The following is a 20,516-nucleotide window of genomic DNA, read 5'->3' as shown; positions in this document are numbered from 1 at the left end:
TCTGATCTATTCAGAACATCCTCGGGTACGGCGGCACGAAGCCGCCGTACCTCAGGCTTTGGAGCAACGTCTTAGTGCACGTCCTTCCAATATTCTTTCTTTAGCAGATAGGCCAGGAAAGTGAAGCCCGCCAGGAACAGGAGCACCCAGATGCCGTAGCGCTGACGCTGCAGTGCTGCCGGCTCGGAAACGTACTCCAGGAACGTGGTCAGGTCACGCGCGGCCTGCTGGAACTGCGCCGGCGTGAGTTTGCCAGGCTGCGACAGTTCGAGCTTTTCCACTTCCTCGCCACCGTCCTTCCTCACCGCGGTCTGCAGGCCCTGCAGCTCCCACAGTGGGTTGGGCATGGAGGCATTCGGGAACACCGTGTTGTTCCAGCCCACCGGACGGGTCGGGTCCAGATAGAACGAGTTGAGGTAGCCGTAGACCCAGTCGGCGGTCTTGGCCCGCACTTCCAGCGAGAGATCCGGCGGTGCCTTGCCGAAGAACTGCTGGGCCGAATCCTCCGGCATATGCGAGATCACCGTGTCGCCGAACCTGGCGCCGGTGAAATTGAGGTTGCTCATCACGTCTTGTTCGGACAGGCCAAGATCCTCGGCGATACGCGAGTAACGCGCGTACTTCAGCGAGTGGCAGCCAATGCAGTAGTTGAAGAACAGCTTGGCACCACGCTGCAGCGAGGCTTGGTCGCGGACATTGGTGCCGGCCGAGGGCAAGCCGCCCTCTTCCGAGGCCATGGCCGAGGTGGTGCCGACCAGCAGGCCGAATGCAAGCGCAAACGAGGAGAGGGTTTTCTTCATCGAGGACTGTCGCTTAGTCATGGTCAAACACCACTCGATCCGGCACCGGCTTGGTCTTTTCCCAGCCCAGATGCGTGTAGCACCACAGGAACACGAAGTACCCGAAGTAGAGCAACGTCATCAGGCGACCGAACGCGTTCTCCCAGAAGGTCGCGTCCGCAACGGCCCAGTCGACGAGCTTCTCACCGACCACACCCGCGCCCACCAGGGCGAGACCGATGAATGACGCCGCGAACGTAAGCAGGGCCACCTTGAAACCGAACCCGCGATAACGGATCGAGCGCACCTTGCCGGCGTCGATCCACGGCAACAGGAACAGCAGGGCGATCGCGCCGAACATGCCCAGCACACCCCAGAAGGCCGTGCCGAAGAACGACGGGATCATGCGCAGGATCGCGTAGAACGGGGTGAAGTACCACGAAGGCTTGATGTGGGTCGGGGTGACCAGGTTGTTGGCCGGGATGAAGTTGTCATGCTCCAGGAACCAGCCACCGAAGGTCGGCGCGAAGAAGATGATGAAGGCGGCAATGAGCAGGAAGAAACCGACGGCGACGAGATCGTGCACCGTGTAATACGGATGGAACGGGATACCGTCGGCGGGCTTGTTGGGATCCCAGCGGTTGCCCTTCGGCCCTTTCTTGATCTCAACGCCATCCGGGTTGTTCGAACCCACTTCGTGCAGCGCGAAGATGTGCAGGACAACCAGCAGCACCAGCACCAGCGGCAGCGCGATCACGTGCAACGCGAAGAAACGGTTGAGCGTGGCATCCGCCGGCAGATAGTCACCCATGATCCATTCGACCAGGGTGCCGCCAATGACTGGAATCGTGCCGAACAGCGAGATGATTACCTTGGCACCCCAGAACGACATGTTGCCCCACGGCAGCACATAGCCCATGAAGGCCTCGGCCATCAGCGTCAGGAACACCAGCATGCCCAGCAGCCACACCAGTTCGCGCGGCTTGTGGTACGAACCGTACATCAGGCCGCGGAACATGTGCAGGAACACCACCACGAAGAACAGCGATGCGCCGGTGGAGTGCATGTAGCGGATCAGCCAGCCCCACTCCACGTCACGCATGATGTACTCGACCGAGTTGAAGGCTTCCGCCGCACTCGTCTTGTAGTTCATGGTGAGGAAGATGCCGGTGACGATCTGGTTGACAAACACCAGCAGCGCCAACACACCGAAGTAGTACCAGAAGTTGAAATTCTTCGGTGCGTAGTACTCGGTCATGTGCTTGCGATACACCGGCATCAGGCCCGGTGCACGCTCATTGACCCAATCGCCTACGCGCGTGAATACGTTGGCCATTAGCCGGCCTCCTTCGGATCCACGCCAATCTGGATGTGCGTGTCGTCAACGAAATGGTACGGCGGCACCAACAGGTTCTTCGGCGCCGGCACACCCTGGTACACACGACCCGCCATGTCATAGCGTGACTTGTGGCAGGGGCAGTAGAAGCCACCCTTCCATTCCGGATCGAACGGCTCGGGCTTCATCGTCGGGACGAAGTCGGGCACGCAACCCAGATGGGTGCAAAGACCAACCAGCACCAGCCATTGCGGCTTGATCGAGCGGTTTTCATTCTGCGCGTACGCGGGCTGCTGCTCGGCGGAACCGCTGTTCGACTTGGCGTCGACCAGGCGGCCGTCCTGGCTGGGCAGCGCATCAAGCTGAGCCTGAGTGCGGTAGACCACGAAGACCGGTAGACCACGCCACGGGTAAGTCACCTTCTGGCCCGACTCGATCTTGCCGATGTCGACCGTCACTGGTGCGCCTGCGGACTTGGCCCTCGCACTGGGCTCCCACGACTTGATGAAGGGCACGACTGCCGCGACGACTCCTACTCCACCAACCACTGCTGTGGTTGCGGTGAGGAATCGGCGGCGGCCGTGATCGACGACTTCGTTCGCCATCAGGCTCTCCGGAACTTACATGCCATTGAGACGCGGAACTGGAGTTCCACAGGTACTTGCCAAGCGAGTCATCCTGTCCCGCAGCAAGCATCGCATGCTGAGAACCCCCTGCCCAGAAGGCAGGCACGCATGGTGTTGGCGAGGGTCAGTGCAGCGGTACGCACACGGCCTTCGCTTTCGGTCACCCTGCGTCCCCCCTGTTTCCGGGACGACCCGCTTCGCAAGTGCCAGCAGAATCCGGCTCCCACAAAAAACGCGTTAGTGTAGCGTCAGGGCCTGACTCGTACAATAAAACCGCCGGGTCTGCCGCATTCACCAGCCCTCCATCCTAACGCCTTGCCACGAAACGCATAACGACATGAAACATGCCGCAGGCACGCTTGCCTTCATCGCCCGCTTCGTCGTGATCGGGCTAGCGGCTGCGTTCGTGATCAGTTTGATATGGCCCGGTGTCGGCCATCACCTACGCACACGATTCGGATTGCGTGGGGCCGACGTCGAGACGTCCACCGCCACGTCGAGCGAGCGAGTCGCCGGCCCGGCGTCCTATGCCGACGCTGTCAAGCGCGCAGCGCCTTCCGTAGTGAACATCTATGCGAACAAGATGGTCACCGAGCAGGCCGTGCAGATGTATACCGATCCGGTGCTGCAACGTCTCTTCGGTGGCCGCCCGGCGGGCCCCGCCTACAAGCGGCGCGAGCAGAGCCTGGGCTCGGGCGTGATCGTCAGCAGCCAGGGCTACGTACTCACCAATAATCATGTGATCGCCAACGCCGACGACATCCAGGTGCTGCTTTACGACGGCCGCGTCGCCAAGGCCAAGGTCGTCGGTGCCGATGTGGAGACCGACCTCGCCGTGCTGAAGATCGATGCCAGCAACCTGCCGGTCATCCATATCGCCGACCGCCAACCCGTGCGCACCGGCGACGTGGTGCTGGCCATCGGCAACCCCCTGGGCCTCAACCAGACCGTGACCATGGGCATCGTCAGCGCCATCGGTCGCCAATTGAGCAGCGCCAGTCCCGAGGACTTCATCCAGACCGACGCCGCCATTAACTTGGGCAATTCCGGCGGCGCCCTGGTCAACTCCGAAGGCGAACTGGTTGGCATCAACACCTTATTGATCGGCAAGGCTGCCAATGCCGAGGGCATCGGCTTCGCCATTCCCGTCAACAACGCCAAGAAGGTGCTCGACCAGATCATCGACTCGGGCCATGTGGTGCGCGGATGGATGGGAGCTGACTACACGTTTGTTCCGATCGCCGCCGACAGCGGACTTCCCGCTGCCGCACGCGGCGCCCAGGTCACCGACGTCTATCCAGGTGGCCCTGCCGCCCAGGCCGGCATCCAGCCCCACGACATCCTGCTGCGCATCGGCTCGGACGATATCGCTGATCCGGCCGACCTGCGTCGGCACGAGGCGGCACTCAAGCCCGGCAGCAAGATCGAGGTATCGGGTCTGCGCAACGGCTCACCCTTCCATGTGGAAGTGATCCTGGCGCAGCGACCTCCGCTGACGCCCACCGCTTCACTGGATGGCTGACATGCCGGCGACGACCGGCGTACGTCCCCCCGACGGCCGGATGGCCACACCGTAGCGTTTGCGCAAGGTGCCGACACGGTCTACATAAACCTGCGTTTCGGCATACGGCGGCACGCCCTTGTAGCGTTGCACGGCCGCGGGGCCGGCATTGTAGGCCGCTGCCGCCAGCCGCTCGTTGCCGCTGAACGTGCGCAACAGCAAGCCCAGGTAGCGCGCGCCACCACGGATGTTCTGCGCGGTGTCGAAGGCATCGCGCACGCCCATGTCGAGGGCCGTGCCGGGCATCAGCTGCATCAGGCCCTGGGCACCCTTGAGCGACATCGCCCGCGGATTGAACGCGCTTTCGGCATGGATGATGGCGCGCAGGAAGGCCTCATCCACGCCGGACTCCTGGCTCGCCAGCTGGATCACATCGGCATACGCGGTGAGGTTGAGCGCCACCGCATCCCAGCGGATATTTGAATGCAGGTTGCAGGCCACGCAGGTGGCGATATAGCTGAACAACATGGTGACCGCGTGGTCCTGCTGCCCGGCGGGGCGCAGATTGGTGTACTCCACGCTGCCATCGCGGCGAACCACGCGATAGACCGCACCACGCAGCACCCGGTCACCCGACGCGGAAACGTCGGCCACCGGCGTGGCGGCCACCGACCCGCTGCTAGCCGGACTGGCGTCGGCGTAACTCCATTGGCCCGGCTTGCCCGCCGGCCCGGGGACCTGACGCGGGGCGAGCGACAGGTGGGCCGTGGTTTCGACCGAGCCCTCAACGCTGGCCAGCGATGCCAGGACGGACTTCGCGGTGGCACCTTCCGCGACCACGCGCGCACTGGTGTCGACCGTGCCTTGCACATCGTTCAATGAGGGCGGCGTCTTGGCTGGCGTTTTGCGGCGGACCGGATCGGGTGCACCGCCAATGCGACTGCAATCGTGATAACCCGCCGTACCGCTGCTGAAGACCACCTCGCCCGAGGCGCCCGTACAGCGGTAGAGCGCGCCTGCATGGGCGCGCGAGGCGAATCCGAGCGCACCGGCGAACAGCAGGCAGCCCGCGACGACCCATCCCAGGGCGGCTCGACCGCTCGGCTGGGCAAAGCGCCTCGTCACGCGCTGCCCGACAGGCAGCGCGTCGCTCCGCCCGGAGCCGACCCGCGCTCGCAGCTCGCCACATGGGCTACCGCGGTTACCCAGCCAAACACCAACATGCATCCCCCTTCCGTGACCCTGTGCGCCCATCCAGCCGGCGACAGGCCTGGCCAGCAGTGTGCCTCCACGCATGCCCCGCGCCAAGCACGACGCGGCCAATTCGTGCGGCAAGACAAACTCGTGGGCCCGGCCCCATGCCGGACTCTCTCATCGGGCGCGCAAGTGCTTGATCCGGCTCGCCCGTTCGGCTGGCGGGCATCCGCCCGGGCGCGTAAACTACGCGGTTCGGCGGCCTTTCCCGCGACCCCTAGTAATGACGCCCATGACCGGCAAGCTTTTCATCAAAACCCACGGCTGCCAGATGAACGAGTACGACTCGGCCAAGATGGCCGACGTGCTCAAGGCCTCGCATGGCCTGGAATTGACCCAGGACGAGTCCGAGGCGGATGTGATCCTGATCAATACCTGCTCGATCCGCGAGAAGGCGCAGGAAAAGGTGTTCAGCCAGCTGGGCCGCTGGAAGGAATACAAGCAAGGCGGCAAACCCGTATTGATCGGCGTGGGCGGCTGCGTGGCGTCGCAGGAAGGCCAGGACATCATCAAGCGCGCGCCGTATGTCGACCTGGTCTTCGGTCCGCAGACCCTGCACCGCCTGCCCGAGCTGATCGAGGCACAGCGCGCCAGCGGCAAGCCGCAGGTGGACATCAGCTTCCCCGAGATCGAGAAGTTCGACCGCCTGCCCGAGCCCCGCGCCGACGGCCCGACGGCCTTCGTTTCCATCATGGAAGGCTGCTCCAAGTACTGCTCTTATTGCGTGGTGCCCTATACCCGCGGCGAAGAGATCAGCCGCCCGTTCGACGACGTGATCGTCGAAGTGGCGCAGCTGGCCGCACAGGGCGTGCGCGAAGTGAACCTGCTGGGCCAGAACGTCAACGCGTATCGTGGCCCTACCCACGACGGCGGCATCGCCGATCTCGCGGTGCTGATCCACGCCATCGCGCAGATCGAAGGCATCGGCCGCATCCGCTTCACCACCTCGCATCCGCTGGAGTTCTCCGACTCGCTGATCGAGGCCTATGCCAATGTGCCGCAGCTGGCGAACTACCTGCATCTGCCGGTGCAGGCGGGTTCCGACCGCATCCTCACTGCGATGAAGCGTGGCTATACGGCGCTGGAGTTCAAGCAGAAGATCCGCAAGCTGCGTGCGGTGCGCCCGGATATCTGCGTCTCTTCCGACTTCATCGTCGGCTTCCCCGGCGAAACGGACGACGACTTCGAAAAGACCATGAAGCTGATCGACGACATCGGCTTCGACCAAAGCTTCTCGTTTATCTTCTCCTCGCGCCCGGGCACGCCCGCCGCCAACCTCGCGGACGACACGCCGGCGGACGTGAAGCACGCGCGCCTCGCGCGCCTGCAGGCCACGCTCAACCAGAACGCCCGCAAGATCAACGAGGCGATGGTCGGTACCGTGCAGCGCGTGCTGGTGGAGAAACCGAGCCGCAGGGACCCCAACGAATTGAGCGGTCGCACCGAGAATATGCGCTATGTGAATTTCGCCGGCAGCGCACGCATGATCGGCCAGTTCGTCGACGTGGTGATTACCGAAGCCATGAGCAACTCCCTGCGCGGCCGCGTGGAACTCGCGGACGACGCCATCGCCCTGGCATCGTGACGGCGCCGCTCTCGGTTCGCGAAATCGGCGCAGACGAATTCGCGCTGGTGTGGCCACTATTCCGCAGCGTCGTGGCGGCAGGCGATACCTACAGCTATCCGCCGGACCTGACCTTCGAACAGGCGCGCGATTGGTGGACCACGCCACCCAGCCAGTGCTTTGTCGCCGAGCGCGGCCGCCTGGTGCTCGGCTGCTACATGCTCAAGCCGAACCAGCCTGGCCTGGGCGATCATGTCGCCAACGCAGGCTACATGGTGTCGCCCGCCGCACGCGGCCAGGGGGTTGCCTCGGCCATGTGCGAACATTCGATGGCACAGGCCCGCGACGCCGGCTTCACCGCCATGCAGTTCAACTTTGTGGTCTCCACCAACACCGCCGCGGTGCGCCTATGGCAGCGCCACGGCTTCCGCATCGTCGGACAGGTGCCGGGCGCTTTTCGCCATCTGGCGCATGGCCCGACCGACGTCTACGTGATGCATCGACACCTGTAACGCACACTACTTATGACCAACGGCCTCAATCAACGCGATTTCTCCCTCGAGCCGGAAGACAACGCCAGGCTCGCCAATCTCTGTGGCCCGTTCGACGAGCACCTGCGCCAGATCGAACTGCGCCTGGGCGTGGAGATCGACCATCGCGGCAACCTGTTCCAGGTGATCGGCGAGAACGATGTAGCGCGCGCCACCGAGAAAGTGATGCGCGCGCTCTACCGCGCTACCGAACGGGAGTCGCTCAACGGCGCCAAGGTCAACCTGCATCTGGCCGAGTCCGGCATCGACGCGATGAACGACGATGCGGCCGACGGCGCGCAGGAAGTGAACATCAAAGTGAAGCGCGGCGTCATCAAGGGACGCGGCCCGAACCAGGCGCGCTACCTGCACGCCATCACCACCCACGACATCAGCTTTGGCGTCGGCCCGGCCGGTACCGGCAAGACCTATCTTGCGGTGGCCAGCGCGGTCGAGGCGCTGGAAGCCAATCGCGTGCAGCGCCTGTTGCTGGTGCGCCCGGCGGTGGAAGCCGGTGAGAAGCTGGGCTTCCTCCCAGGCGATCTCAGCCAGAAGGTCGACCCGTACTTGCGCCCGCTGTACGACGCGCTCTACGAGATGCTCGGCTTCGAAAAGGTGGCCAAGCTGATCGAACGCAACGTGATCGAGATCGCGCCGCTTGCCTATATGCGCGGCCGCACACTGAATGACTCCTACGTCATCCTCGACGAAGCCCAGAACACCACGGTCGAGCAGATGAAGATGTTCCTCACGCGCATCGGCTTTGGCTCCGTCGCGGTGATCACCGGCGACGTCAGCCAGATCGACCTGCCCCGCCACGTGCGCTCCGGCCTGCGCCACGCCATCGAAGTGTTGCGCGGCGTGGAAGGCATCAGCTTCACGTTCTTTACCTCACGCGACGTGGTGCGCCACCCCCTGGTGGCGAAGATCGTGCGCGCTTATGAAGCGTTCGAGCAGGCGTCCGAGGATCAATCCAAATGAGCGGCCCCACGCTGACGCTTTCTGTCGGCTATGCCGCGCCGCGCCTTGGCATACCCGCAGCGGCCAGCTTTCGCCGCTGGGTGGAAGCCGCGCTTCGCGGCGCCAAGCGCCGCAAGGCCACTGAACTGTCCATTCGCATCGTCGACACCGACGAAGGCCGCATGCTCAATCGCGAGTATCGGGGCAAGGATTACGCCACCAACGTGCTGTCCTTCCCCGTCGAACTGCCACCTGGCGTCACCCTGCCGCTGATCGGCGACCTGGCCATCTGCGCCCCCGTGGTCGCCCGCGAGGCCACCGAACAGGGCAAGGCCGCCCGCGACCACTGGGCCCACATGACGATCCACGGCGTGCTGCACCTGCTGGGCTACGACCATATCCAGGACGCCGAGGCCGAGGCGATGGAAGCGCTGGAGACGCGCATCCTTGCCGGCCTGGGCATCGCCGACCCCTACGAAGCCTGAAGCTTTGCTTCCTCTCCCCTCCGGGGAGAGGACCGAGGTGAGGGGCGGGTGCTCGCGGGAATGCTTCAACGAAGCCCGCCTCGAACCTGCCCAGTCGCAAGTCCGTCCCTCACCCTACCCTCTCGCCAAACGGGGAGAGGGGGAAAATCCTTACACTCTGAATCGTCACGAATTTTCCGCTAGACTGATGCTTCCGCCCAGCATTGGGCTGCATCCGCAAGAGTAATGAACGAGGACCCTGGCAGTACCAGCGGCCCGGCTCACCGCAAGTGGTGGGATCGACTGGGCCACATGTTTTCCGGCGAACCACGCAACCGCAAGGAGCTCATCGAGGAGCTGCGCGCCGCCCAGGCCAACGGCCTGATGTCCAACGACACCTTGACCATGGTCGAGGGTGCCATCAAGGTCACCGAGCTGAGCGTGGACGATGCGATGGTCCCGCGCACCCAGATCGTGATGCTTTCGGCCGAGGCGCCGTTGCGCGAGATCCTCGACACCGTCGTGGAATCCGGCCACTCCCGCTTCCCCGTGCACGGCGAAGACAAGGACGACATCCTTGGCATCCTGCTCGCCAAGGACTTGTTGAAGTTCGTCGGCAACGGCGACCATTTCGACTTCGGCAGTGTCCTGCGCCCGGCCGTGCTGATTCCCGAATCCATGCGCCTGAATGTGTTGCTGGCGGAGTTTCGCCATACGCGCAACCACATGGCCCTGGTGGTGGACGAGTACGGCGGCGTTGCCGGACTCATCACCATCGAGGACGTGCTCGAACAGATCGTCGGCGAGATCGACGATGAGCATGACGACGAGGAAGAACCCACGCTCATGCACGAGCAGTCCGGCGGTGGCTGGATCGTGAGCGCGCTGACGCCCATCGCCGATTTCAACGAAGAGACCGGCGCCCAGTTCTCCGACGAGGAATTCGATACCGTCGGCGGCATGTGTACCTCCGAGTTCGGCCATCTGCCTGAGGTCGGCGAGGAGATCGCCATCGGCGACTATCTTTTCCACGTCACCGAAGCAGACGACCGACGAGTGCAAGCGTTCCGCGTTGTCCGGCGCCCGGAGGCGTGAGCGTGCGTTCATGGGCCAGGATGCCGGCGTCAGCCATGCCTCAAGCACTGCATCGATTCGCGGCCGGCATCGCGTTACTGCTGTGCTGCCTATTGGGCTGGCCGTCCCATGCCTGGGCGGGTGTCGCCGATGCACCGGGCAGCAGCCTCGAAGTATCGCTGATCACCTACGGTCCGGGCGAAACGTACTGGGAGCGCTTCGGCCACGACGCGATCGAACTGCGCGACAGCGTCAGCGGCGAAGCCATCAGCTTCAACTATGGCGTGTTCGACTTCGACGAGAGGGGCTTCCTGCTCAACTTCGCGCGCGGTCGCATGAACTATCTGATGGACGCCGCACCTTCCGATGTCGACCAGCACTACTACGTCGACGTGGGCCGCTCGGTAACGCGCCAGAAACTCGCGTTCACGCCCGCGCAGGCGGCGGATTTGCGCGACTTCCTGCTGTGGAATCTACGCCCGGAGAACGTGCGCTACCGCTACGACTACTACGCCGACAACTGCGCCACCCGCGTGCGCGACGCCCTGGACAAGGCCCTGGGTGGCGCACTGAGAGAACAACTCAAGGCGCGTGCCGGCAGCATGACGTTTCGCCAGCAAACGGCACGACTGATGAGCCAGCAGGCGTGGCTGATGCTGATCCTCGACCTGGGTCTGGGTCCCTACGCGGATCAACCGCTCAGTGCCTGGCAGGAGAGCTTCCTGCCGATGGAGCTGCAGACCAGCCTGCGCGACGTGAAGGTGTCGGACGGCCAGGGCGGCATGCGTCCCCTGGTCATCGACGAACAGGTGCTTTCGCCAAACCGACTCGTGCCGCCACCGGATAGCGCACCAGACCTCCGCCTGCCGCTGGCGTTTGCCGGACTGATCTTCGCCGCATTGCTTGTGTTGGCCCGCCGCTTCGCTCCGACCGTCTACGCCCTGCTCGGCTCACTCTACCTGGTGCTGGCCGGCATCGTCGGCACCGTGTTGTTGATACTGTGGACACTGACCGCGCATCAATCAGCGTGGGCCAATGCCAATCTGTTGCTGTTCAATCCGCTGGCCTTCCTGCTGCTGCGCGCCGTGTGGCGCTCACGTCGTGGCGCGCGAGCCTCTCGATTCGCCGACGCCCTGATCGTGTTGCAACTGCTGGCCGTACTCGCCGCCATCCTCCTGCATCTGCTGCCCGGCATCGTGCAACAGAATCAGCCGTGGCTCCTGTTCGCGCTGCCGGCCTGGCTTGGGGTGGCGTGGATCACCCGCGGGCAGCACCGGTCACCCCCTTCCGCGCCCTGAACTCGGGCAGCACACTAAAGCCCGAGCCGTGCGGACATCGCTGGCCCCAGCGAGGCCGCAAAGCTGGCGGTCAAGTGTTGACTGTCGCGAAAGAGGACCTGCCCATTTTGCTCGGCGCGGCAATGCTGCCCCGGACAAACCACGTCATTCATGTCGATGGTCTGCACATTGGGGAAACGTGCGGCGGCCTGCTGCAACCACTGATAGACCTGCCGCTCGCGTGCATCATTGACCAGCGTTTCGCAACCCTGTGCAGCGCCCAGCCATTTCGGTCGACCGGAATGCGAGGCAAGGCAACTTGGGCCATCGAAATCGAGGTGCGGCGTGGTGCGCAAGAAATAGATCTTTCCCACCTGGCCACCCAACGCACCCAGAGTGCGGGCCGTGCCCTCGATCCACTGCACTTGAGAGAACGATTGGGTTCCACCGAGACCCATGCTGAGCACAACGATATCGGGGTGCATCGATGCCACCTGCTCGACCGCGCGGTGCCGCCACCTTTCGCACTCGCTGTATTCGCGGCCGATACGTGCGTAAAAATAAGGCTCATCGACCATCGGGCAGGAGGACTTGGTCAGCACGATCAACCGCCAACCCGGCCTCGCCGCCACTTGCGAAAATGCGGGAAACCACTGCCCGGCAATACTGTCACCCATCAGCACAAGTGTGTGCGCAGCATCGCTGGGACCATAACCGCACAAGAGCACCCGGTCGCTGTAGTACCAATCGTCGCAACCCTGCCCATAAATAGAGGGCGCATCGAAACGCGCACGGCTGTAGCGCTGCATAACGGGATTCGCGCTGTGCTCCGCCGCCACACTGAACCAGTGCATGGACAGCAAACAAACCGTCACGGTGATACCAAGCGCGCCGAATATGGCAACACGCTGATTCGAGAGCCAGAAACGCTGATGGCGAACAGGCGATTCGATGAATCGGTAAGAGGCCACCGCAAGCCCAAGCGACACCAGCACTTCAGCGGCACGGATCCACGGATCGTGACTCCAAGTCATGGCATAGCCGAGAACTAGAACCGGCCAATGCCACAAATACCATGAATAGGAAACGCGCCCGATGGCCTGCAGCCACCGTAACGAGAGCACGCGCGACACGCCGTGCATGCTGTCGGTCCATCCCGCTGCAATGACGGCCGCTGCCCCGCATACCGGAAGCACAGCGTGCCACCCCGGATAAGACATCTGGGTGCCATAACCCACGGCCGCACCGATGATCATCGCCAAACCGATCCAGCCAAGCCAGTGCGCAGCATTTGAACCGGCGGCCTCACCGGTGGCCACCTCGCCGGCACGTCCTCTTCCAAAGTAAAGCCAGATCAACGCCCCAACTGCGAACTCCCAGGCACGCACGGGCATCATGTAGAAGGCGAACTGCGGATAGCGCGGCGTCACGAGAATGCACGCGCCCAGGCTGAGCGCAAAAATCCCCAGCATGATGCCCTTGAGCCGTGCCATGGGTAGCTCACGACGCCCTCGGCTCAGCGACCACAGAAGCAACGCGGGCCATATCAGATAGAACTGCTCTTCCACGCCCAGCGACCACGTGTGCAGAAAGAGGTTGTTCTCCGCACTCGGCGCAAAGTAATCCGTTTGCGTCAGCGCGAAAGACACGTTGCTCAGCCAAAGGGCAGCCAGGGTTGCCGTATTGGCTTGTGGCAACTGCTCGTCCGGTCCCAAAAAGAGCGCCGCGCCGAGCGATGCGAACACGATCATCACGATCAACGCCGGCATAAGGCGCCGAAGACGTCGAAGATAGAAGCCCGCAAAATCGATCCGAGCAGTGTCCGTCAATTCACGCAACAGCAGGCCCGTGATCAGGAAGCCCGATAGGACGAAGAACACGTCCACCCCGACAAACCCCCCGGAGAGCCATGGGACACCCGCATGCGCCGCTATGACAAGCAATACCGCGACCGCCCGCAGGCCTTCTATATCGCCACGATAACCCAGCCGATAGTCGTCCGACTTCATGAAAACGTCATCCCCTGCCCCGTTCAGGACCCAATAGTACCGACACAGCGACGAGTTTCGCCAAAGACCCGTCCGCACATTTCAATTGCGCCCAGACGTCCGTCATAGCCATCATGAGCACCATGACCGCCCCACATACCGTTTCCGCGGCATCCCCCGCCCCTTCTGGCCCCATGGTTGTCAATTGCGTTGCCTATCGCTTTGATGGGCAGCGCATCGGCAACATCAGCCTGGACGACATCAGCGAAATACTGAAGGAACCCGATACCTTTGTATGGGTCGGCCTGCACGAACCTGATGAAATCCTGCTCGACAAATTGCAGGAAGAGTTCGATCTGCACGACCTGGCGATCGAAGACGCCCAGCACGCGCACCAGCGCACCAAGATCGAGGCCTATGGCGATTCGCTCTTTGTCGTGGTCCAGACTGCCCAGTTGGTAAGCGGCCACCTTGCCTTTGGCGAGACACATGTCTTCCTCGGCGCGCGCTACCTGGTCACCGTACGCCACGGCGCTTCGCTTTCCTATGCCCCAGCACGCCGTAACTGCGAGCACTCGCCGGAGCTACTTGCACTCGGCCCCAGCTATGGCCTATATGGCGTACTCGACTTCATCGTCGACAACCTGCTGCCGATCGTGCGCGACTTTCGCGAGGAATTGCAGGAGCTGGAACAGGACATCTTCGCCGATACCTTCAAGCGCAGTACGGTCAAGCGTCTTTATGACATGCAGCGCGACCTGATGACGTTGCGGCTAGCCGTGGCCCCTATGCAGGACATCATCAGCCAGCTGGTACGCCTGCATCCGCAACTGATTCCGGATGAATTGCGCGCGTACTTCCGCGACGTCTACGACCACGTATTCCGCGTCAACGAATCCATCAGCGCCATGCGCGAGATGCTCGCCGCCGCCATCAACGTCAACCTCTCGCTGGTGACGTTTGGACAGAACGAAGTGATGAAGCGACTCGCTGGCTACGCGGCCATGCTCGCCGCCCCCACGTTGATTACGAGCTGGTACGGCATGAACTTCGCGCACATGCCGGAACTCAACAAACCCTGGGCTTATCCCATCATTATTGCGGTAGTCGGGACCCTGGTCGGCAGCATCTATGTGTTTCTGAAGCGGGCCAAGTGGCTCTGAGCAGTTTGCGATAGGACGAACAGCCAGCGCAAAAAAAGGCGGCCCGCAGGCCGCCTTTTTTATCCGCTTACTTCGCGGTCTGTTTTTCCGAATCAGGAGAGGTCCACTGCTTCAACCATGCATTGACCGTCTCATGCCACTGCACGCTGTTCTGCGGCTTGAGCACCCAATGGTTTTCGTCCGGGAAGTGCAGCAGCTGGCTGGGAATGCCGCGGCGCTGCAGAGCCGTGAATGCGCCCAGGCCCTGCGTATCGGGAATGCGGAAGTCCTTGGCGGAATGGACTACCAGCATCGGCACGCGCCAGTCCTTGACGTGGTTGACCGGATTGAACTTCTCGTAGTTCTCCGGGTGCTCGAACTGGGTGCCGCCGTTCTCGCGCTCTTCGAACCACAGCTCTTCGGTGTCGTAGTACATGGCGCGTGCGTCGAACACACCATCGTGATCCACCATGCACTTCCACGGCTCGTTCCATACGCCGGCCATCCAGTAAATCATGTAGCCGCCGTAGCTGGCGCCGAGTGCACAGGCGCGGTCGCCATCGAGGAAGCTGTACTTGGCCAGTGCGGCCTTCCAGCCAGCCTTCAGATCCTCCAGCGGCTTGCCGCCCCAATCACCCGAGATGGAATCGGTAAAGGCCTTGCCGTAACCGGTGGAACCATGGAAGTTGATGGTGACCACGGCAAAGCCCTGGCCCGCATAGGTCTGCGGATTCCAGCGATAACTCCAGCCGTTGCTCATGGCGCCCTGCGGACCACCATGGATGATGAAGGCCACCGGGTACTTCTTGCCCGGCTTGTAGCCCGCCGGCTTCACCACGTAGCCCTGCACCGTCTCGTTGTTCCAACCCTTGAAGGTGAAGAACTCCGGCTCGCCCATCTGTGCATCTTTCAGGCGTTTGGCGTTGCAGTGCGTCACCTGCTTGAGGCCCTTGCCCTGCAGGTCGGCCACGTAGAGGTCGGCTGAACGTTTGAGGTCATCGCGCTGAATCAACAGACGCGACTTGCCCAGCGAATAGCCACCCACGTCACCATCGGTGACCACCGTGCTGACCTTGCCGGTAGCGACGTCAACGGCGAACAGCGGATGCTGGCCGTTATGGTCGGCCGTGGTGTAAAGCGTCTTGCCGTCGCTGGAAACCTGCAAGCCGCCGGCTGAACGATCCCAGTTCGGCGCCAGTTCGCGCCTCTGGCCGGTGGCCAGATCGAGCGCCATGATGCCGAAGCGGTCCGATTCCGACACTGGGGTCTTCATCGCCAGGTAGTACAGCGTCTTGCCATCGGGTGAAGCCACGGGCGCAGCATCCCAAGCCTGGTTGGCGGCGGTGAGATTGCGCGGCGCAGCCGAGCCATCGGCCGGCACACTGTAGACATCGAAGTTGGTCGACCACGGCTCGGACTTGCCAGCGATGCGCGCGTCGAAGTACACCGTCTTGCCATCCGGCGAGAAGCTGAACTCGCCATCGTCACCGAACGGCTTGCTTGGCACATCGCCGTCAATGCCACGGGTCAGCAGCACCGGCTGCGCATTGGCTCTGTCCAGGTCGGTGATGAACAGCTGTGCGCGACGACCGTCCGCCCAGGTATCCCAGTGGCGCACAAACAGCTTGTCGTAGACCGTGCCCGACGCCTTGTCAGCGGCACGACCATCCAGACGCTCCTTGGTGCAGGCCAGGTCGGCACAGCCGGTAAACACACCGAGCGTGAGCAGGGCCTGCTTGCCGTCCGGCGACAGCTTGTAGCCGTCCACGTCGATCGGCGTATGGGTGACCTGCACGGCCTGCGTATCAGTGGCCTTGCCCAAGGGGTGACGCCACAGCTGCGCCACGCCATCCTTCGGTGCCACGTAATAGAACGCGCTGCCGTCCGGCGCCCAACGCGGCGTGGATGCCTTATCGACGAGCTTGACCGGCGCGTCATTCTTTTCGAGATCAAGCAGGTAGATCGAGGTGACGCCCTTGTTCGCCGCATAATCGGTGGCGCGCACGGTGTAGAGCGCATAGCGGCCATCCGGCGACAGCTGCGGATCGCTGACGCGATCCATCATCACCAGATCTCGGATATTGAACGGGTGCGGGCCGTGGCTCTCGACCTCGGCTGCGACGGCGGAAGTACCGGCCAGTGCAAGCGCCAGCGCAAAAAACAAGGGTTTCATCGAGGGGTTCCTGGGATGCTACGAAAGCGCTGACGGTAAGAGGCCGCGGCACGCAGTGCAAGCCGAGCCCATACCCCAGCAGCCCCACCTGTTAACGACGAGATAGCCGCACTGACCGAAGGGTGCCGAAACGACTCCATTTGCCACCTTGTATCTCGCTGGCATGGTCTCGGGACGGCCAGTGCCTGCCCCCTTAGAAGCCTGGTGTGCTCGTAGTGATAGGCCTACCCTGCCCGGTCCCCGGGCCTTTGAAGTGACCATCTCGAACACTTCGCGACGCGGCTCACAAATCAAAGTGACGTCTCACGTCACTTTGTGACGGATAGAGGCGTCATCGCAAAACAGCCTGAGACTCGCTCGACAATCCGGTGAAATCCTTGGGCCCATCCGCTTGCCGCTGCTCGTGACCGCATGCACAATCCATGCACCCGCAGGGCTGCGGGCCACTACCAACGGCATGGGTGGCACATAACGTGCTGCGAATGCCGCGAGCTTCCTGGTCGTTCCAGACCGTTGTATGGGGAACCGTTCCCGCCTAGGGGGAATCGGGACCGGGGCTCAGGGGGCATCACCGGTTAGCTAATCAAAACAGAGGAACCACCATGAAGAACGTGCAGAAGGGCTTTACCCTGATCGAACTGATGATCGTGGTTGCGATCATCGCGATCCTGGCCGCCATCGCCATCCCGCAGTACCAGAACTACATCACCAAGTCGCAGTTCTCCGAGACGCAAACCATCGCCGACGGCCTGAAGACGCCGATCGTGGAGTATGCCAATCAGACCGGCCAGTGCCCGACCAATGGCACCATCGGCTTCTCGGCAGCAGGTAGCTACAAAGGCAAGTTTGTATCGGGGGCAACTCTTGCTGGCGCCTACCCGGCCTGCACCATTACCGTGAATTTCATTGCCACCGCCGGCTCGGTATCCGCCCCGCTCACCGCCAACGCCGCCGGCGTTCTCTTTACGGGCACGAATAATGGCGGCACGTTCTCTTGGACCTGCCAAGACACAACGCTCGCCGCCAAGTACAAGCCGACGGTCTGCCAGTAAACGCACCGCGCTGGATTTTGGCCTAAACACGGAACCCCTCACTTGAGGGGTTCTTTTTTTGTGCGGTACATCATGATTACCCCAATAGGGTGGCACAACCGTTGCTATTCCTGTTGGAATCACAGGGGGTTCCGCCATGAAACACGCCCGCGGCTTTACATTGATCGAAATGATGATCGTGGTGGCCATCATCGCCATTCTCGCCAGCATCGCGATATCGATCTATGCCAACTCCACCGCCAAGGCGCAACTGAGTGAAGCCTTCTCGATCACCGACGGCCTGAAGACCGATGTATCCAACTATTACACGCAGACTGGCGTTTGCCCGACACTTGGTGCGGATGGCTTAGCAGCAGCCACCAGCTACAACGGCAATTATGTGGCTAGCGTCAGCATCACCACAGCGGGTTCCGGCTGCTCGATCACAGCCCTTATGCGAAGCAACACGGTTGCTCCCAAACTTCTGGGTAAGCAAATCACGTTGACCATGAGCGGAAACGGTAGCGCCGTTAGCTGGCAATGCACCAGCAATGTAGACCCCGTCTACCTTCCCAAAACCTGCCAATAGCCTTTTGCTTGGCGCACCGCCTTGATGGCTACGCCCGCTTCGATCAACTTGGATTCTCGATGTCCGCCCGAACTCACGCCCTGCTCGGGCTGACGATCACGCTATCCGTCTGTGTTTTGTTGTACTGGCCAGCCATGCATGGTCCTTTTCTGTTCGACGATTTTCCCAATCTTGCAGCACTGACCAGCATCGATCATGTGTCGAGCTGGCGTGACTTGGGCATCTATCTATCCCAACCACGTAATTTCCCCGGCAGACCGGTGGCCATGCTGAGCTTTCTGTTGCAGAAAGCCTCTTGGCCAGATCATCCGTTTCCGTTCCGTCTGATCAATGTGGGCATCCACCTGCTCAACGGGGTGTTGGTGTTCGCATTGGTCCGGCGCGCCGCGCGCCACTGGCTGTCCGGCCAGATCACGCCTGACTCGCTGGAAGGCCGTGCGTGGTTGGCGGCGTGCCTGACTGCCGCGGCTTGGCTACTCAACCCGATCCAGCTCTCGGGCGTGGTGCTAGTGGTGCAACGCATGACGCTGCTGATGGCAACGTTCACGCTGCTTGGGCTACTAGCCTACACGCGGGGACTGCTGGCGACAGAACTGCCTGCATGGCGACGCGGCATGTGGATGGTGCTGGGGCTCGGCCTGTGCATGTGCCTGGCTTTCCTGAGCAAGGAAAACGGCATCCTGTTGCCGGTGTATGCGCTGGTGCTGGATACCACGCTGTTGCGGGCGGACGTGCAGCGCTTGCACCCCAGGCTGGCCTGGCTGCGACGCCTGTTGATCTGGCCCGTCGCGCTGTTCGTGGTCGGCTACCTGCTCTGGACACTGCCCAACGAGTGGGGGCACTCCGGCTCGCGCGATTTCACCGTAGGCCAGCGCCTGTTGACCGAGCCGCGCATTCTGTTCGATTACCTCGGCAAGATTTTCCTGCCACGCTTCGGCCTGTACGGCCTTTATCACGATGGTTATGTCGTGTCGCGCAGCCTGTTTTCGCCTTGGACCACGCTGCCCGCGCTGCTGGCGCTGTTCGGCGCACTGGTTGCCGCCTTGGCGGGCCTGCGCCGGTGGCCGCTGTTTGCGCTGGCGGTGCTCTGGTACCTCGGTGGCCAGTTGCTGGAAAGCTCCACGGTGATGCTGGAGCTGTATTTCGAGCACCGCAACTACGTGCCGCTGGTCGGCCCCGTGATGGCCTTGGCATTAGCCTTGGCACGACAGACCCAAGAACGGCGGCAACGCATGCTGTACATGGTTTTCGGCCTCTGGCTGCTGGCCTGCTGCATTACGACCGCGTTGAGCGCTCGTGTATACGCGTCGGAAGACAGTCTGGCCTTGGTCTGGGCCAACTCCCAACCGGATTCGGTGCGTGCGCAGACTTATCTCGCTGAGCGGTTGTACAAGCACGGTCAACCGGCTATCGCATTGCGACTGCTCGACAAGACCATCCAACTACGCCCGAATGACGCCTCACTTGCCGAAGATCGCCTCCAGCTCAAATGTGCACAAGGCGACTTGGCGCAGGCTGATCTGGATAAGCTGGACGCACTGCTGCGCACTGCAGATTTCGACCAGGGCGGATTGGAGAACATCGAAACGCTGCGCACGATCGCGACTCAAGGGGCGTGCCCTGTGCTCACGTCCCAGGCCTGGCTGGGCCTCGCCGATGCACTGCTGTCCAACCCGGTATACGTCAATAATGGCTTTGCCGCCAGCTTCCTGCACTATCAGAAACACCACTGGGCGGTCAGCCAGGGCAACCTCGGCATGGCCATCCACGAACTCGAGGCCACTTACCAGAACGACCCGGATGCGAACGTCCCGCGGCTGGAGGCCAAATACCTGGTCAGCGCCCACCTGTACGACCAGGCCATCAGCGTATTGCGCAGCACCGACTACAGCCGCCTGCCGCTGCTGCGTCGCCTGTTGGTGGACGATCGCGCCATCAATGAAGCCGACATCGTCGAAATCGACAAGATGCGCAAGAATGCGCGCGACGCCTCCGGGAAAGCCGAGTAGTCCGGTTGTGGCGCTCCATGCGCCACCATAGCAACCCCAGCTACCAACTTAGGTGAAATGAGCTCCCTCTGGAAAACGCACGCGGCGCGCTGGTTTCTGCCCATCTCGCTGCTCATTGTCACGATGGTCTATTGGCCCGGCCTCCAGGGCTACTGGCTGTTCGACGACTACCCCAACATCGTGGACAACCCCGGTGTGCAGCCGCACGAGGTAAGCGTA

General features: G+C 62.4%; 17 protein-coding genes. 11 read left to right on the top strand and 6 right to left on the bottom strand.

Annotation, left to right across the window (positions count from 1 at the left end; translation table 11 throughout):
• Window positions 1-71 precede the first annotated feature (71 nt).
• The 3 genes from ACT01B_RS04750 to petA are packed head-to-tail and all read right to left on the bottom strand — an operon-like array spanning window position 72 to window position 2,720.
• Window positions 72-821, bottom strand: coding sequence for a cytochrome c1 (locus ACT01B_RS04750; RefSeq protein ID WP_445146235.1), 750 nt, complete (start codon window positions 819-821; stop codon window positions 72-74).
• A complete protein-coding gene (locus tag ACT01B_RS04745; protein ID WP_445146234.1) occupies window positions 814-2,115 on the bottom strand; it encodes a cytochrome b in 1,302 nt (433 codons plus the stop codon). Before ACT01B_RS04745 ends, ACT01B_RS04750 begins: the two co-directional genes overlap by 8 nt.
• A complete protein-coding gene (petA, locus tag ACT01B_RS04740; RefSeq protein ID WP_445146233.1) occupies window positions 2,115-2,720 on the bottom strand; it encodes a ubiquinol-cytochrome c reductase iron-sulfur subunit in 606 nt (201 codons plus the stop codon). The genes ACT01B_RS04745 and petA overlap by 1 nt, the downstream gene beginning before the upstream one ends.
• 358 nt (window positions 2,721-3,078) lie before the next feature.
• Here petA and ACT01B_RS04735 point away from each other — a divergent pair, with 358 nt between their 5' ends.
• Window positions 3,079-4,263 carry a S1C family serine protease gene (locus ACT01B_RS04735; protein WP_445146232.1) on the top strand — a complete coding sequence of 395 codons (1,185 nt, stop codon included), beginning with the start codon at window positions 3,079-3,081 and terminating at the stop codon, window positions 4,261-4,263.
• Here ACT01B_RS04735 and ACT01B_RS04730 read toward each other — a convergent pair.
• Window positions 4,249-5,367: a lytic transglycosylase domain-containing protein gene (locus tag ACT01B_RS04730; protein ID WP_445146231.1), complete on the bottom strand. Its 1,119-nt coding sequence runs from the start codon at window positions 5,365-5,367 to the stop codon at window positions 4,249-4,251. The two genes, ACT01B_RS04735 and ACT01B_RS04730, sit on opposite strands and share 15 nt — an antisense overlap.
• Window positions 5,368-5,728: 361 nt before the next feature.
• On the opposite strand from ACT01B_RS04730, the gene miaB reads away from it, so the two are divergent.
• The 6 genes from miaB (at window position 5,729) to ACT01B_RS04700 (ending at window position 11,386) form a co-directional block, all read left to right on the top strand.
• Complete coding sequence (gene miaB / locus ACT01B_RS04725; protein WP_445146230.1) at window positions 5,729-7,081, top strand: tRNA (N6-isopentenyl adenosine(37)-C2)-methylthiotransferase MiaB; 1,353 nt, start codon at window positions 5,729-5,731, stop codon at window positions 7,079-7,081.
• A complete protein-coding gene (locus ACT01B_RS04720) occupies window positions 7,078-7,572 on the top strand; it encodes a GNAT family N-acetyltransferase (RefSeq protein ID WP_445146229.1) in 495 nt (164 codons plus the stop codon). Before miaB ends, ACT01B_RS04720 begins: the two co-directional genes overlap by 4 nt.
• Window positions 7,573-7,584: 12 nt before the next feature.
• Window positions 7,585-8,571, top strand: a complete 987-nt coding sequence (locus ACT01B_RS04715; protein WP_445146228.1) for a PhoH family protein — start codon at window positions 7,585-7,587, stop codon at window positions 8,569-8,571.
• A complete protein-coding gene (ybeY, locus tag ACT01B_RS04710) occupies window positions 8,568-9,035 on the top strand; it encodes an rRNA maturation RNase YbeY (RefSeq protein ID WP_445146227.1) in 468 nt (155 codons plus the stop codon). The genes ACT01B_RS04715 and ybeY overlap by 4 nt, the downstream gene beginning before the upstream one ends.
• 225 nt (window positions 9,036-9,260) lie before the next feature.
• A complete protein-coding gene (locus tag ACT01B_RS04705; protein WP_445146226.1) occupies window positions 9,261-10,109 on the top strand; it encodes an HlyC/CorC family transporter in 849 nt (282 codons plus the stop codon).
• A 35-nt stretch (window positions 10,110-10,144) separates the two neighbouring features.
• Window positions 10,145-11,386 carry a lipoprotein N-acyltransferase Lnb domain-containing protein gene (locus ACT01B_RS04700; protein WP_445146225.1) on the top strand — a complete coding sequence of 414 codons (1,242 nt, stop codon included), beginning with the start codon at window positions 10,145-10,147 and terminating at the stop codon, window positions 11,384-11,386.
• Between the two features lie 14 nt (window positions 11,387-11,400).
• Here the strand turns inward: ACT01B_RS04700 and ACT01B_RS04695 are convergent, their stop codons facing one another.
• On the bottom strand, window positions 11,401-13,374 hold the full coding sequence (locus tag ACT01B_RS04695; RefSeq protein WP_445146224.1) for an acyltransferase family protein: 1,974 nt from the start codon (window positions 13,372-13,374) through the stop codon (window positions 11,401-11,403).
• A 113-nt stretch (window positions 13,375-13,487) separates the two neighbouring features.
• Between ACT01B_RS04695 and corA the strand changes: the two genes are divergently transcribed.
• A complete protein-coding gene (gene corA / locus ACT01B_RS04690; protein ID WP_445146223.1) occupies window positions 13,488-14,516 on the top strand; it encodes a magnesium/cobalt transporter CorA in 1,029 nt (342 codons plus the stop codon).
• A gap of 67 nt (window positions 14,517-14,583) precedes the next feature.
• On the opposite strand, the gene ACT01B_RS04685 is transcribed toward corA, so the two are convergent.
• Window positions 14,584-16,668: a dipeptidyl-peptidase 5 gene (locus ACT01B_RS04685; RefSeq protein ID WP_445146222.1), complete on the bottom strand. Its 2,085-nt coding sequence runs from the start codon at window positions 16,666-16,668 to the stop codon at window positions 14,584-14,586.
• A 602-nt stretch (window positions 16,669-17,270) separates the two neighbouring features.
• On the opposite strand from ACT01B_RS04685, the gene ACT01B_RS04680 reads away from it, so the two are divergent.
• The 3 genes from ACT01B_RS04680 (at window position 17,271) to ACT01B_RS04670 (ending at window position 20,297) form a co-directional block, all read left to right on the top strand.
• Window positions 17,271-17,720: a pilin gene (locus tag ACT01B_RS04680; protein WP_445146221.1), complete on the top strand. Its 450-nt coding sequence runs from the start codon at window positions 17,271-17,273 to the stop codon at window positions 17,718-17,720.
• Between the two features lie 136 nt (window positions 17,721-17,856).
• Window positions 17,857-18,288, top strand: a complete 432-nt coding sequence (locus tag ACT01B_RS04675; RefSeq protein WP_445146220.1) for a pilin — start codon at window positions 17,857-17,859, stop codon at window positions 18,286-18,288.
• 59 nt (window positions 18,289-18,347) lie between these two features.
• Window positions 18,348-20,297, top strand: a complete 1,950-nt coding sequence (locus ACT01B_RS04670) for a hypothetical protein (RefSeq protein ID WP_445146219.1) — start codon at window positions 18,348-18,350, stop codon at window positions 20,295-20,297.
• Window positions 20,298-20,516 lie beyond the last annotated feature (219 nt).

The sequence above is a fragment of the Dyella sp. Tek66A03 genome, from assembly GCF_052567735.1.
The sequence above is the reverse complement of the archived record's forward strand: the minus strand, read 5'-3'. Positions and strand labels throughout refer to the sequence as shown.